The sequence below is a fragment of the Streptomyces sp. JH34 genome (genome assembly GCF_029428875.1).
Taxonomy (GTDB): domain Bacteria; phylum Actinomycetota; class Actinomycetes; order Streptomycetales; family Streptomycetaceae; genus Streptomyces.
In genome coordinates, this window is the sequence record NZ_JAJSOO010000001.1 from 3419563 (window position 1) to 3434840 (window position 15278).

General features: G+C 65.6%; 7 protein-coding genes, 3 rRNA genes and 1 pseudogene. 3 read left to right on the forward strand and 8 right to left on the reverse strand.

From position 1 onward, the window contains the following. Positions 1-62 precede the first annotated feature (62 nt). Both LWJ43_RS15165 and LWJ43_RS15170 read right to left on the reverse strand, forming a co-directional pair. On the reverse strand, positions 63-611 hold the full coding sequence (locus LWJ43_RS15165; protein WP_277332787.1) for a GNAT family N-acetyltransferase: 549 nt from the start codon (positions 609-611) through the stop codon (positions 63-65). Between the two features lie 139 nt (positions 612-750). Further along, positions 751-2031 carry an LAETG motif-containing sortase-dependent surface protein gene (locus tag LWJ43_RS15170; RefSeq protein WP_277332788.1) on the reverse strand — a complete coding sequence of 427 codons (1281 nt, stop codon included), beginning with the start codon at positions 2029-2031 and terminating at the stop codon, positions 751-753. A 418-nt stretch (positions 2032-2449) separates the two neighbouring features. Here LWJ43_RS15170 and LWJ43_RS15175 point away from each other — a divergent pair. Then, a pseudogene (locus LWJ43_RS15175) lies at positions 2450-2602 on the forward strand (DNA-binding response regulator); the annotation flags it as partial. A gap of 47 nt (positions 2603-2649) precedes the next feature. Here LWJ43_RS15175 and rrf read toward each other — a convergent pair. The 4 genes from rrf to LWJ43_RS15195 all read right to left on the reverse strand — a co-directional run bounded on the left by rrf (position 2650) and on the right by LWJ43_RS15195 (position 9067). After that, positions 2650-2766 (reverse strand): 5S ribosomal RNA (gene rrf / locus LWJ43_RS15180). A 79-nt stretch (positions 2767-2845) separates the two neighbouring features. Then, positions 2846-5971: ribosomal RNA gene (locus tag LWJ43_RS15185) — 23S ribosomal RNA — on the reverse strand. 300 nt (positions 5972-6271) lie between these two features. Next, positions 6272-7797: ribosomal RNA gene (locus LWJ43_RS15190) — 16S ribosomal RNA — on the reverse strand. Together the 16S, 23S and 5S rRNA genes form the textbook arrangement of a ribosomal RNA operon. Positions 7798-8509: 712 nt before the next feature. Further along, positions 8510-9067: a MarR family winged helix-turn-helix transcriptional regulator gene (locus LWJ43_RS15195; protein ID WP_099173040.1), complete on the reverse strand. Its 558-nt coding sequence runs from the start codon at positions 9065-9067 to the stop codon at positions 8510-8512. 141 nt (positions 9068-9208) lie between these two features. Here LWJ43_RS15195 and LWJ43_RS15200 point away from each other — a divergent pair, with 141 nt between their 5' ends. Further along, positions 9209-10507, forward strand: coding sequence for an MFS transporter (locus LWJ43_RS15200; RefSeq protein ID WP_277335894.1), 1299 nt, complete (start codon positions 9209-9211; stop codon positions 10505-10507). A gap of 23 nt (positions 10508-10530) precedes the next feature. Here LWJ43_RS15200 and LWJ43_RS15205 read toward each other — a convergent pair whose 3' ends face one another. Further along, entirely contained in the window at positions 10531-12192 is a 1662-nt protein-coding gene (locus LWJ43_RS15205) for an ATP-binding SpoIIE family protein phosphatase (protein ID WP_277332789.1), read from the reverse strand. Positions 12193-12523: 331 nt separating this feature from the next. Next, the gene (locus LWJ43_RS15210) at positions 12524-13957 is read right to left on the reverse strand and encodes an NAD(P)/FAD-dependent oxidoreductase (protein ID WP_277332790.1); all 1434 of its coding nucleotides are present in this window, start codon (positions 13955-13957) and stop codon (positions 12524-12526) included. A 340-nt stretch (positions 13958-14297) separates the two neighbouring features. Between LWJ43_RS15210 and LWJ43_RS15215 the strand changes: the two genes are divergently transcribed. Continuing rightward, a complete protein-coding gene (locus LWJ43_RS15215; protein ID WP_277332791.1) occupies positions 14298-15110 on the forward strand; it encodes a TetR/AcrR family transcriptional regulator in 813 nt (270 codons plus the stop codon). Positions 15111-15278 lie beyond the last annotated feature (168 nt).

The window sequence follows — 15278 nt, forward strand, 5'->3', positions numbered from 1 at the left end:
GCGCCCAGTTCCGATCCCGTCTCCGGATCGGCCCCGGTTCCGTCTGCCGGCGCAGCCAGCGGCTAGCGGCGGATCTCGTACTCCAGCTCCAGTGCCGTCGGATCGCCCTCCATCGGCAGGGTCCGCCCGGTGGGGACGAAGCCGATCCGGCGATAGGAGGCCTCGGCCCTCGCGTTGGCCTCGTGGACGTAGAGCCGCACACGTTCCAGCGGCGGTCCGGTCAGCGACCAGGACCAGTGGATCGCCTCACGGAACAGCGCGTCCACCACTCCGTGCCCCCGGTGCCCCGGCCGGACGAACACCCCCACCAGGTGGGCCTGGTCGACCGTGGCCGCCTCCCCGAAGCCCGGCTCGCCCGCGGGCCGCTCGACGAGTACCGACACCGTTCCCGCCCATGGGCCGTCGGGCCCTTCCGCGATGAACTGACGGCTGTGCTCCCCCGTGGCGGCCCCCGCCGTGCGCTCCTGCCAGAACTCGTCGGGCTTCGTCAGCGCATGCTCGTAGGTCTCCAGGAAGGCGATCGGGGCAGCCGGATCCCTGAGGGCCGCCAACCGGATCTCCTTGGCCCGTTCCCACTCCTCGGCCCGTACCGCACGCACGACGTAGTCCATCCGCCGATCGTGCACCGCCGTCCCCACCACGGCAAACGGGATATGCCGGGTCCGTCGTGCCACGGCGACGGGCCCGGCACCTTCCGGTGCCGGGCCCGTCGGACGGTCGGGGTACCTGGCCGGCACCCCGCCTCATGCGTCAGGCGTGGGAGCCCGCCTTGCGACGGCGTACGACGAACACCGCACCGGCGCCGATCGCCAGGGCCGCCCCGCTCGCGAGGGCGAGCTGCGACGTGGCGTCGGACGAGCCCGTGGCGGCGAGGCTGCCCACCGGGGTGGACGACGAGCCGCTCTGCGGCTTGACGTCCGAGGTGTTCGGCTTGGTCGGGCCGGGCTTGGCGTCCTCGACCTTGCCGGGCTTGGTGCCCGCCGCCGCGATCAGGAACTCGTAGCCCTCGAGGTCCGGGCTTCCGCCGCAGCTGCCGTTGTCGTTCCAGTAGTCGCCGGCGACGAAGGTGACGCCGTTGCCCGCGGGGGCCGACGCGTCGATCGTGAGGCGCATCTTCACGTCGACGTGCGCGCCGCCCTTCAGCGAGCTGATGGGGTCCATGTAGTTCTCGTTGTCGACGTTCTCCCACTTCGAGGAAGAACCGGACGACCACTGCACGTGCACCTGGTCGTCGAGACTGTTGAGTCCGCTCTTGTCCGTGGCGTGGACATAGGCGAACGGATACACCTCGTCCATCGTCTTGTCGGTGCCGTTGGTGACCCGGAGCTTGAAGTTGACCTTCGTGCCGGCGACGACCGTGGACGGCAGACCCGTGACGACCGTGGTGAGCTTGGGCTCGGGAACGCAGTCCTCGTCGTCCTCGCCCTCCTCGGCCGCATCCTCCTTCGCCTTGGCCAGGGCATCGTCGGCGGCTTTCTTGTCGGCGAGCGCCGCCTTGGTGGCCTCCTTCGCCAGGTGCAGCGTCCGGAGTGCGTCGACCCGCTCGTCGTCGCGGGCCTTCTGGGCTTCCTCGAGCTTGGTGTCCGCTGCGGTATTCACCGTGTCGGCGGCTAGGGCGTCGGCCTGCGCCTTGGTGAGAGCCGCCTGCGCGGCCTCCTTGACCTCGGCGGTGTCGTCGTCCTTAAGGGCCTCGACCACGGCCTGGGCGTCGACGACCGCCTGGTCTGCGGCGGTCTTCGCGGCGGCCGCCGCGTCCGCCTCGGTCTTGGCCTCCGCTGCGGCCAGCGCCAGCGGATTGGTGTCGGACATGACGACCTCGACCACCGCGTAGGCGGCCTCCTGAGCCGCAAGGGCGTCGTCGTACACCGCCTTCGCCGCGGCGGCGGCCTTCTCCAGTTCCGCGATGGACGGCTTCTCCTGCGTCTGCGACGCCGGCTTGGCATCGGCGAACGCGGGAGTGACCGACAGCACGAGGGCAGGCGTGGTCACTGCGGCGGCAACAGCTGTGGCAAGAATTCGGCGGATCTTCACATGAGCCCTTCGAGGTCCGGAAAGAGAAGAAGGGGTCGCAGCGGACGGGGCACGCAAGTGCGACTCGAAGTGATCGTAGAGCCGGACATCGGTATGCCGTCACGGGTTTTTCACGGATTCCGACCGGAACAACGACACCCGGGCAGACAGAAAAGACGAATGGGTGCAGTTGCGTTCACTTCCTGTGCTTTCGCTGTGAGGAACGCCATACACCGTGAAGCGCGCCGCCGACGTGTCGAGGCACCCGCAGCGGCCACACGGGCCGTCAACCAACAGGCGACGGAGCGCTCTTGGCGTGTGCCCGCCTGGCACGGTCCACCCGGGCCGCACCGCCCTCAACGACCCCATGGCGCTCGCCCGCACCCACGGCCTCCCCCGCACTCCTCGGCGCCCCGGCGACCCTCATCCTCGACGAACCGGTCAACGGGCCGGAGCCAGCGGATTCCTCGTCAAGGACGCGATGCCGCAGGAGCGCCTCTCCGGCATCCGGGCCGACGCGAGCGGCGACGCAGTCCTCGCCCCGAGCTCCACCCGCCGGCTGCTGGACGCGGCAGGCCCCGTACCCGGAACGCAGAAAAGCCCCGTGCCACAAGGGCACGGGGCTTTCCCGGAATAATTGTTCGGCGGCGTCCTACTCTCCCACAGGGTCCCCCCTGCAGTACCATCGGCGCTGAAAGGCTTAGCTTCCGGGTTCGGAATGTAACCGGGCGTTTCCCTAACGCAATGACCACCGAAACACTATGAAATTAACCAACACCGGGCAAAAACACGGCCGTTCGTTATTTCAGAACTAACACAGTGGACGCGAGCAACTGAGGACAAGCCCTCGGCCTATTAGTACCAGTCAGCTCCACCCGTTACCGGGCTTCCACATCTGGCCTATCAACCCAGTCGTCTACTGGGAGCCTTAACCACTCAAGGTGGTGGGAATACTCATCTCGAAGCAGGCTTCCCGCTTAGATGCTTTCAGCGGTTATCCTTTCCGAACGTAGCCAACCAGCCATGCCCTTGGCAGGACAACTGGCACACCAGAGGTTCGTCCGTCCCGGTCCTCTCGTACTAGGGACAGCCCTTCTCAATATTCCTACGCGCACAGCGGATAGGGACCGAACTGTCTCACGACGTTCTAAACCCAGCTCGCGTACCGCTTTAATGGGCGAACAGCCCAACCCTTGGGACCGACTCCAGCCCCAGGATGCGACGAGCCGACATCGAGGTGCCAAACCATCCCGTCGATATGGACTCTTGGGGAAGATCAGCCTGTTATCCCCGGGGTACCTTTTATCCGTTGAGCGACAGCGCTTCCACAAGCCACTGCCGGATCACTAGTCCCGACTTTCGTCCCTGCTCGACCCGTCGGTCTCACAGTCAAGCTCCCTTGTGCACTTACACTCAACACCTGATTGCCAACCAGGCTGAGGGAACCTTTGGGCGCCTCCGTTACTCTTTAGGAGGCAACCGCCCCAGTTAAACTACCCATCAGACACTGTCCCTGATCCGGATCACGGACCCAGGTTAGACATCCAGCACGACCAGAGTGGTATTTCAACGGCGACTCCACAACCACTGGCGTGGCTGCTTCAAAGTCTCCCACCTATCCTACACAAGCCGAACCGAACACCAATATCAAACTATAGTAAAGGTCCCGGGGTCTTTCCGTCCTGCTGCGCGAAACGAGCATCTTTACTCGTAGTGCAATTTCACCGGGCCTATGGTTGAGACAGTCGAGAAGTCGTTACGCCATTCGTGCAGGTCGGAACTTACCCGACAAGGAATTTCGCTACCTTAGGATGGTTATAGTTACCACCGCCGTTTACTGGCGCTTAAGTTCTCAGCTTCGCCGACCCGAAAGTCAGCTAACCGGTCCCCTTAACGTTCCAGCACCGGGCAGGCGTCAGTCCGTATACATCGCCTTACGGCTTCGCACGGACCTGTGTTTTTAGTAAACAGTCGCTTCTCGCTGGTCTCTGCGGCCACCCCCAGCTCAGGAAGCAAGTTCCCTCACCAGTGATGGCCCCCCTTCTCCCGAAGTTACGGGGGCATTTTGCCGAGTTCCTTAACCATAGTTCACCCGAACGCCTCGGTATTCTCTACCTGACTACCTGAGTCGGTTTAGGGTACGGGCCGCCATGAAACTCGCTAGAGGCTTTTCTCGACAGCATAGGATCATCCACTTCACCACAATCGGCTCGGCATCAGGTCTCAGACTTATATGCACGACGGATTTGCCTACCGTGCGTCCTACACCCTTACCCCGGGACAACCACCGCCCGGGCTGGACTACCTTCCTGCGTCACCCCATCGCTTACCTAGTACAAGTCTGGTTCGTCGGCTCCACCACTACCCTCAACTCCGAAGAGATCGGGCCGGCTTCACGGACTTAGCATCGCCTGATTCAGTATTGGGCGTTTCAAAGCGGGTACCGGAATATCAACCGGTTGTCCATCGACTACGCCTGTCGGCCTCGCCTTAGGTCCCGACTTACCCTGGGCAGATCAGCTTGACCCAGGAACCCTTAGTCAATCGGCGCACACGTTTCTCACGTGTGTATCGCTACTCATGCCTGCATTCTCACTCGTGAACCGTCCACAACTCGCTTCCGCGGCTGCTTCACCCGGCACACGACGCTCCCCTACCCATCCACACAGGCGTTGGCCCTATATGTGTGAATGACACGACTTCGGCGGTACGCTTGAGCCCCGCTACATTGTCGGCGCGGAATCACTTGACCAGTGAGCTATTACGCACTCTTTCAAGGGTGGCTGCTTCTAAGCCAACCTCCTGGTTGTCTCTGCGACTCCACATCCTTTCCCACTTAGCGTACGCTTAGGGGCCTTAGTCGATGCTCTGGGCTGTTTCCCTCTCGACCATGGAGCTTATCCCCCACAGTCTCACTGCCGCGCTCTCACTTACCGGCATTCGGAGTTTGGCTAAGGTCAGTAACCCGGTAGGGCCCATCGCCTATCCAGTGCTCTACCTCCGGCAAGAAACACACGACGCTGCACCTAAATGCATTTCGGGGAGAACCAGCTATCACGGAGTTTGATTGGCCTTTCACCCCTAACCACAGGTCATCCCCCAGGTTTTCAACCCTGGTGGGTTCGGTCCTCCACGAAGTCTTACCTCCGCTTCAACCTGCCCATGGCTAGATCACTCCGCTTCGGGTCTAGAGCGTGCAACTCAATCGCCCTATTCGGACTCGCTTTCGCTACGGCTTCCCCACACGGGTTAACCTCGCTACACACCGCTAACTCGCAGGCTCATTCTTCAAAAGGCACGCAGTCACGACTGCATGTGCAAGCACATACAGCGACGCTCCCACGGCTTGTAGGCACACGGTTTCAGGTACTATTTCACTCCGCTCCCGCGGTACTTTTCACCATTCCCTCACGGTACTATCCGCTATCGGTCACCAGGGAATATTTAGGCTTAGCGGGTGGTCCCGCCAGATTCACACGGGATTTCTCGGGCCCCGTGCTACTTGGGTGTCTCTCAAACGAGCCGTTGATGTTTCAGCTACGGGGGTCTTACCCTCTACGCCGGACCTTTCGCATGTCCTTCGCCTACATCAACGGTTTCTGACTCGCCTCACAGCCGGCAGACTGTGAAAAAGAGATCCCACAACCCCGCATGCGCAACCCCTGCCGGGTATCACACGCATACGGTTTGGCCTGATCCAGTTTCGCTCGCCACTACTCCCGGAATCACGGTTGTTTTCTCTTCCTGAGGGTACTGAGATGTTTCACTTCCCCTCGTTCCCTCCACACTGCCTATGTGTTCAGCAGCGGGTGACAGCCCATGACGGCTGCCGGGTTTCCCCATTCGGAAACCCCCGGATCAAAGCTTGGTTGACAGCTCCCCGGGGACTATCGTGGCCTCCCACGTCCTTCATCGGTTCCTGGTGCCAAGGCATCCACCGTGCGCCCTTAAAAACTTGGCCACAGATGCTCGCGTCCACTGTGCAGTTCTCAAACAACGACCAGCCACCCATCACCCCACCCTTACAGGTGAGTGCACTGGGGCCGGCAACCGAAGGCGACCATAACCGGCCGTACCTTCAGATACCCAACAGCGTGCCCGACCCGATCAACCCAATCCTGTGTTCCACGCCGAAGCAGTACTAACAAAACCGTGCTCATCGTGCCGAATAGTCAACGTTCCACCCTTGAGCAACCACCGTCGAACATTTGCCGACGAAATGGCCTCTGGACTCCCCGAAGAGAATCTAGATGCTCCTTAGAAAGGAGGTGATCCAGCCGCACCTTCCGGTACGGCTACCTTGTTACGACTTCGTCCCAATCGCCAGTCCCACCTTCGACAGCTCCCTCCCACAAGGGGTTGGGCCACCGGCTTCGGGTGTTACCGACTTTCGTGACGTGACGGGCGGTGTGTACAAGGCCCGGGAACGTATTCACCGCAGCAATGCTGATCTGCGATTACTAGCAACTCCGACTTCATGGGGTCGAGTTGCAGACCCCAATCCGAACTGAGACCGGCTTTTTGAGATTCGCTCCGCCTCGCGGCATCGCAGCTCATTGTACCGGCCATTGTAGCACGTGTGCAGCCCAAGACATAAGGGGCATGATGACTTGACGTCGTCCCCACCTTCCTCCGAGTTGACCCCGGCAGTCTCCTGTGAGTCCCCATCACCCCGAAGGGCATGCTGGCAACACAGAACAAGGGTTGCGCTCGTTGCGGGACTTAACCCAACATCTCACGACACGAGCTGACGACAGCCATGCACCACCTGTATACCGACCACAAGGGGGGCACCATCTCTGATGCTTTCCGGTATATGTCAAGCCTTGGTAAGGTTCTTCGCGTTGCGTCGAATTAAGCCACATGCTCCGCTGCTTGTGCGGGCCCCCGTCAATTCCTTTGAGTTTTAGCCTTGCGGCCGTACTCCCCAGGCGGGGAACTTAATGCGTTAGCTGCGGCACCGACGACGTGGAATGTCGCCAACACCTAGTTCCCAACGTTTACGGCGTGGACTACCAGGGTATCTAATCCTGTTCGCTCCCCACGCTTTCGCTCCTCAGCGTCAGTAATGGCCCAGAGATCCGCCTTCGCCACCGGTGTTCCTCCTGATATCTGCGCATTTCACCGCTACACCAGGAATTCCGATCTCCCCTACCACACTCTAGCTAGCCCGTATCGAATGCAGACTCGGGGTTAAGCCCCGAGCTTTCACATCCGACGTGACAAGCCGCCTACGAGCTCTTTACGCCCAATAATTCCGGACAACGCTCGCACCCTACGTATTACCGCGGCTGCTGGCACGTAGTTAGCCGGTGCTTCTTCTGCAGGTACCGTCACTTGCGCTTCTTCCCTGCTGAAAGAGGTTTACAACCCGAAGGCCGTCATCCCTCACGCGGCGTCGCTGCATCAGGCTTTCGCCCATTGTGCAATATTCCCCACTGCTGCCTCCCGTAGGAGTCTGGGCCGTGTCTCAGTCCCAGTGTGGCCGGTCGCCCTCTCAGGCCGGCTACCCGTCGTCGCCTTGGTAGGCCATTACCCCACCAACAAGCTGATAGGCCGCGGGCTCATCCTTCACCGCCGGAGCTTTTAACCCCGCCCCATGAGGGACAGAGTGTTATCCGGTATTAGACCCCGTTTCCAGGGCTTGTCCCAGAGTGAAGGGCAGATTGCCCACGTGTTACTCACCCGTTCGCCACTAATCCACCCCGAAGGGCTTCATCGTTCGACTTGCATGTGTTAAGCACGCCGCCAGCGTTCGTCCTGAGCCAGGATCAAACTCTCCGTGAATGTTTTCCCGTAATCGGGATCACAACACGAGAGCGGAACAACCAGGTCGGAATATGACCGGTTGTTCACAGCGTCCTCGCTGTTGTTGCCTACCCGACCCGAAGATCGTGCAGGACTTTTCAAAGGAACCACCAACCTGCGTGATGCAGGCCGGGGTATCAACATATCTGGCGTTGACTTTTGGCACGCTGTTGAGTTCTCAAGGAACGGACGCTTCCTTCGGTCCCGTTTCACCGGGGCCCTCCGGGCGCTTCCCTTCGTTCTTGCGTTTCCGACTCTATCAGACTCTTTCGTGTCCGATTTCCCGGCCGAAGCGGGTTACTGCTTGGCGGTTAATTTACCACCGTGCTTTCCAGTTCTTCGCTTTCGCGTTTCCCTTTCCGGCGAGTCCGACTCTATCAGATCCTTTCGGGCCTGATTCCCAGTCAGCGGGTTTCGTCTTCCGGGCTGTTGGGCCGTTCCGACGTCTCAAACTCTAGCGGATTCTCCCGGCGACTCATAATCGAGTCATCGAATTGAATTTCGGCATGCCGAAATTCTCCCCGGTGGGAGGTCGTACAGAGTTTGTTTGCCGCTTGAGCGGCGGGATCGGCTGTCGCCGGACCGTGCGGGCTCCGTGACAACTCGAAGAACCTTACGGATGGGAGGAGGGCGTGTCAACCCTGCCTCGTCCCTGGCTCCAGGCCCCGCCCGCCGGCCCCGTCCCCGGCCTTCAGTCCAGGTCGGTGAGGCGTCCGCCGGCGTCCGGCTGCTCGTGTTCCACACGGCGCAGGAGCCTGATCAGGATCTCGCCCAGCGCTCCGCGCTCGTCGCCCGAGAGGTCCTGGAGCAGGTCCTCCTCGAAGGTGGTCGCCATCCGCATCGCCTCGAGCCACTTCGTACGCCCCTCGTCCGTCAGCTCGACGATGACGCGCACCCGGTTGTTCTCGTCCCGGTCGCGGGTGACCAGGCCCTCGCCCGCCATGCGATCGATGCGGTGCGTCATCGCGGCGGGGGTGAGCCCGAGGCGCTTCGCGAGTTCGCCCGGCCCCAGCCGGTACGGGGTGCCTGACAGGACGAGCGTCTTGAGGACCTCCCACTCGGCGTTGCTGATGCCGAGAGCGGCGACCTGTCTGCCGTAGGCGACGTTCATACGGCGGTTCAGCCTGCCCAGTGCGGAGACGATCTGCTCGACCTGGGGGTCGAGGTCCCTGAACTCGCGCTGGTAGGCCGCGATCTGCTCGTCGAGGCTCGGCTCCTGGAGCTCGGGCTGCTCGGTGGTGTCAGACATGGCGGGCAGTATGGCACGCCCCCATCGCCTTCGAAGTCCTTCATGGTGAAGAGTTCAGTCTCTAACTTTAGTGCTAAAGTCTACGAGTCTGTGTACTTGAAGGTTTTTCGTGTCTTGAGGTAGGTGAGTGTGACCAGGGAGATGGGCGCAGCGCTGCGGCGGATCCAGCTGGGGAGTGCGCTGAGCGCGTTCGGCCTCGGATTCACCGTTCCGTATCTGTATGTCTACGTGGCGCAGGTGCGGGATCTCGGTGCCGGTACGGCAGGTGTCGTGCTGGCTGTCTTCGCCATGGCCGCGCTGGCCGTGCTGCCGTTCACGGGCCGGGCCATCGACAGGCGGGGCCCCTTGCCCGTGCTGATCGTCGCCGCCGCCGCGGCCGCTGTGGGCGCCTGTGCCCTGGGCGTCTCGAACGGCGTGACGTCCGCCGTGCTGTCCGCAGCCGTCCTCGGCGCGGGCACCGCCGTCATGCAGCCGGCGCTCGCCACGATGCTGGTGTGGTGCTCGAGCGCCGCGACCCGTACGCGTGCCTTCGCCATGCAGTTCTTCCTGCAGAACCTCGGGCTCGGCATCGGCGGACTGGTCGGCGGGCAGCTGGTGGACGTCGACCGTCCGTCGAGCTTCACCCTGCTGTTCCTCATCGAGGCGGTGATGTTCGTGGTGCTGGGCGTGGTCGCTGCCACGGTGCGCATGCCGCGTGCCCCCTCCCTCGCCGGGACGGTGCCCGCCGACGGCACGGCGCCCAAGGCCGGGATGCGCGTGCTGCTCTCGCACCGGGCGATGGTGCAGCTGTGCGTGCTGGGCTTCGTGATCTTCTTCGCCTGCTACGGACAGTTCGAGTCCGGACTCGCCGCCTATGGCACCGAGGCCGCCGGCATCGATCCGTCCACCCTGGGTGTCGCGCTGGCGGCCAACACGGCGGTCATCGTCGTCGCGCAGTTCGTCGTGCTCCGGCTGGTGGAGCGCCGGCGTCGCAGCCGCGTCATCGCGTGGGTGGGTCTGATCTGGGCCTTCGCCTGGATCGTGGCCGGTTACGCGGGTCTCGGGCACGGCAGCCAGACCATGGCCACGGCCGCGATGATCTCGACGTACGCCCTCTTCGGACTGGGTGAAGCCATGCTGTCGCCGACGGTGGCCCCGCTCGTCGCGGATCTGGCGCCGGAGGCCATGGTCGGCCAGTACAACTCGGCGTTCGCTCTGGTGAAGCAGCTCGCGCTGGCCGTCGGGCCTGCCGTGGGCGGGCCCATGGGGGCGTCACTGCACGGGCCGTACATCGTCACCTTCGTGCTGTTCTCGCTGGGCATCAGCGTGCTCGCACTGAAGCTGGGGCGTCACCTCAGCCCCGCGCAGGACAAGCCCTCGCTCGCGGCGGTGCCGTCGCGGGTGGTGGCCGTGTCGGTGCCGGGGAGCGAGCCGGTCACCGCTCCGACCGTCGTGCGCTGAGGCGGATCACCCGCGGGAGCGGGTCAGCCGGGCAGTGCGAATTCGCACCAGACCGCCTTGCCACCGCCGGGAGTGCGGCGGCTGCCCCAGGACGAGGCGATGGTCGCGACGATGGAGATGCCGCGTCCCGCCTCGTCCGCCGGCTCCGCGCGGCGACGGCGCGGCAGGTGGTCGTCCCCGTCCGTCACCTCGATGATCAGGCGGCGGTCGGTCCGGCGCAGCCCCAGGCGCATGGGCGGGGTGCCGTGCTGAAGGGAGTTCGCCACGAGCTCGCTCGCGGCGAGCACCCCGAGGTCGCAGAGCTCCATGGGGAAACGCCAGGAAGCCAGGACGCCCGTGGCGAAGGCGCGGGCCCTGGGGGCGGCCTCGATGCCGCCGAGCAGTTCGAGCGAGGCGTTGTGGAACAGCTCCGCGCTCGTTCCCGTGCGGGCGGGGTGCTGCACCACGAGCACCGCCACGTCGTCGTCGTGCTCCGCGGTGACGCCCAGGGAACGGATGAGCCGGTCGCAGACCACCTGGGGTGATCCCTTGGCTCCGGACAGGGCGCGCTCCAGAGCGGCGACGCCCTCGTCGATGTCCTCGCTGCGGCGTTCGACCAGACCGTCCGTGTAGAGGACGGCCGTGGAGCCGGGCGGAAGGGGGATCGTCCCGGAGGTGTGGACCCAGCCGCCCGTGCCGAGCGGGGGCCCGGTCGGTTCCTCGGCGCGGTGGACCGTGCCGTCCTCGTCGCACACGAGGATCGGGAGGTGTCCGGCGGAGGCGTAGACGAGATGCCCCTCGTTGGGGTCGTGGACGGCGTAGGCGCACGTGGCGATCTGGCTGGCGTCGATCTCTGCGGCGAGGACGTCGAGGAGCTGGAGCACCTCGTGCGGTGGCAGGTCGAGACGGGCATAGGCGCGGACCGCCGTACGCAGCTGTCCCATGACGGCGGCGGCTCGCACACCGCGCCCCATCACGTCGCCGATGACGAGCGCGGTCCGGCCGGCGCCCAGGGTGATGACGTCGTACCAGTCGCCGCCGACCGCCGCGTCCGTGCCGCCCGGTTGGTACGTGGCGGCGATGCGCAGGTCGTCGGGCTGTTCGAGCTCCTGCGGGAGCAGGGAACGCTGAAGCGTCACGGCCGTCTCGCGGTGGCGGCGTTCGCTGGCACGGAGCCGCTCCGCCGCTTCGGCGTGGTCGGTGACATCGGTGGCGTAGACGAGGACGCCCGCTTCTCCGTCGGGTGCGTCCGGGTCGCCGGTGGCCACGGGGGTGCAGGTCACCGTGTACGAGTTGCCGGCCAGGACCTTGCGGGACTTGACCGTGCGCGGGGTGCCGGTGCGCAGGACCTGGTCCATCAGCGGCAGCAGGCTGAGCTCGGCGAGCTCGGGCATGGCCTCGGCCGCGGGCACGCCGCACGGACGGGGGCCGAAGGCCGACGTGTAGGCCGCGTTGACGTAGGTGATGCGGTGCTCGGGGCCGTGGAGCAGCGCGACGGGGGCGGGGAGCCGGCCGAGGAGTTCACCGGCGGACAGCGCTTCCGGCGAGGGGCCGTCGGCGGAGGGTTCCGAGGCGTCGTCCGTCGGCGTGACCGCCTTCGGCCGTACGGACTCGACGCGGGCGGCGGGTACGGAACCGTGGTCGTCCCGCGCGGCGGCTCGACGTTGCGTTCCGGGAAAGCGGGCACTCCAGCGCGTGAAGTTCACGGAATTTCTGGCCTCGTGTGTCGGTCTGGTCCGCTCGGGCGAGCTGCTTCTTGTGCTGGTCCGGGTCCGGTCCCCTGCCGGTCCTCATTCCGGGCCGGGGTGCCGGGGCCGGGCTTCCGGGAACGCGCTGCCTGGCCTCTTGATGCTGTCGGTCGTCGCTGCCGGTCACTGTAGGTGACTGCCTGCCGGGTGACTCTGTGCAGGTGTGAGCCCACCTATGGTCACACGTCCAGTGTGACCGACCGTACTGACAGTTGCCCTACGGCAGTCGGTCCAGCGGCTGAATCGATGCCGTGCTCCCGGCAGCCGACGGGAGCCGGCGGGCCGCGGGTCAACCTGCCGCGTCCGGCGGCCTGTCGTCCTTCGGCCGAGTGTCCTCGGGCGGCCCCGGATGTACGTGTCCACGGGCGGCGAGGGCGAACTCGGCACGCGGGTGTTCGAGCGAACCGAGGGAGACGATCTCCCGTTTGAAGAGCCCGGCCAGGGTCCACTCGGCAAGGACACGTGCCTTCCGGTTGAACGTGGGGACGCGGCTGAGGTGGTAGACGCGGTGCATCAGCCAGGCCGGATAGCCCTTGAGCTTGCGTCCGTAGACATGGGCGACGCCCTTGTGCAGGCCGAGAGAGGCGACGGACCCGGCGTAGGAGTGCCGGTAGTCCTCGGCCGGCCGGCCGGCGAGGGCGGCCACGATGTTGTCCGCGAGGACCTTGGCCTGGCGCACCGCGTGCTGGGCGTTGGGCGCGGTGTCCGTGCCCGGTTCGGACGAGGTGAGGTCCGGGACGGCCGCCGCGTCGCCGGCCGCCCAGGCGTGTTCGGCGCCGTCGACGGAGAGCGCGGCGGTGCAGCGGATCCGGCCCCGGTCCGTGAGGGGGAGGTCGGTGGCGGCGAGGATCGGCGCGGGTTTGACGCCCGCGGTCCACACCAGGGTGCGGGTCGGGAAGCGTGAGCCGTCGCTGAGCACGGCGATCCGGCCCTCGCAGCTGTCCAGCCGGGTGTCGAGCCGGACGTCGATGTTGCGTCCCCGCAGCTCCCTGACGGCGTACCTGCCCATCGCCTCGCCGACTTCGGGCAGGATGCGCCCGGTCGCCTCGACCAGGATCCACCGCAGGTCGGAGGGCTTGATGTTGTGGTAGTACCGCGAGGTGTACCGGGCCATGTCCTCGAGTTCGGCGAGCGCCTCCACTCCCGCGTATCCCCCGCCCACGAAGACGAAGGTGAGGGCCGCGTCGCGGATGGCGGGGTCCCGGGTGGCGGAGGCGATGTCCATCTGCTCGATGACGTGGTTCCGGAGGCCGATGGCCTCCTCGACCGTCTTGAAACCGATACCGAAGTCGGCGAGGCCGGGGACGGGCAGGGTGCGTGACACGGATCCGGGCGCGAGGACGATCTCGTCGTACGGGATCTCGAGGGCCCCCGTGCCGTCCTCACCGGTGGCGAGCGTGGTGACCGTCGCCGTGCGCTTGGCGTGGTCGACGCGCTCCGCCTCGCCGATGACGATCGTGCAGTGCTTGAGGACCCTGCGCAGGGGCACGACGACATGGCGCGGTGAGATCGAACCTGCGGCGGCCTCGGGCAGGAACGGCTGGTACGTCATGTAGGGCTCGGGCGTGACCACCACGATCTCGGCCTCGCCGCTTCTCAGTCTCTGCCGCAGCTTCCGCTGGAGACGCAGGGCGGTGTACATCCCGACGTAGCCGCCGCCGACGACGAGAATGCGCACACTTGGCCGGGTGCCGGGGAGCGCTCCCCGGGAATCTGGTCCCATCACCATCCCATGACGCAACGGAGTCCCGCGTTTGTCCACAGGCACGGCAAATTGTGTGACCGGAGCACTTCGATCATCCGACGACCCGCTGCCCTTCTCCTGCCCCGGAGCTGTGCAGGTCAGGTGCGGCGGGCGGGCCCGCACGCGGGGTGCGAAACAGGGGCGGAACGGTCCTTGCTCCGATCGGGGGGCGCTCCGTGCGGAACAACCCCCTTCTGAATTGACCCGGGCTCAACTATGTTCGTATCCCGTCGGGGTGTCGGATTCGGACTGAGGTCCACACGCCGAGAGACACGGGTGGGGAAGTCTCCGGGGGGAGACGTCATAACCGGGGGAAGTCATGCACATTCAGGATCTGCAGGGGCCGAGCGCTGTCGCCCCTTCTGTTGAGGACCGTGGGCGGCTGACTCCCGTCGGCACGGTCGGGACCGTCGCGGCGGCTGGAGCGACGGGCGGCACCGCCCGCTCGGCGCCGCTCCGCGTGGACGCACAGCGCAATCTCGAACACGTCCTGCGCGCCGCGCGTGAGGTGTTCGGCGAGCTGGGATACGGCGCACCGATGGAGGACGTGGCGCGCCGCGCCCGGGTCGGCGTCGGTACGGTCTACCGGCGCTTTCCGAGCAAGGACGTGCTGGTCCGCCGGATAGCCGAGGAGGAGACCGCGCGGCTGACCGATCAGGCGCGCTCTGCCCTCGGCCAGGAGGACGAGCCGTGGTCGGCGCTCTCACGCTTCCTGCGGACCTCGGTGGCATCGGGCGCGGGGCGGCTGCTGCCGCCTCAGGTGCTGCGCGTCGGGGCGGAGCAGGACGAACAGCCGCCGGCAGCGGTGGCGGGTACCAGCGACGGTGAGACGCGCGTCCCGCACCAGAGGCAGGGTGTGGAGCAGGCCGCCCCCCTCCTCGACGCCCGACGCCCGGCCGTCGAGGAGGGCTTCGACAGCGACTCGGGGGCGGCCGAGCTGCTCGAGGTGGTCGGCCGGCTGGTGGACCGCGCCTGCGAGTCGGGTGAGCTGCGGAGCGATGTGACGGTGGCCGACGTGCTGCTGGTCATCGCCACGGCGGCGCCGGCGCTGCCGGATCCCGTTCAGCAGGCCGCCGCTTCGGCCAGGCTGCTCGACATCCTGCTGGAGGGCCTCCGCTCCCGCCCGGTGTAGGTGGTGGCAGGGGGCGGGCCACGCACCCGGTGCGCGGGAGCCGCGGCCGGTGGGACACGGCTCCCGCCGGCCGGACTCCCGTGCGGCCGAGGGGCGTTGCTCCTTCCCCCGGAGCGTGATGTCACACCGCCCGGGCGGGGGAAGACACCCCGGACGAGTGGTTGCCGG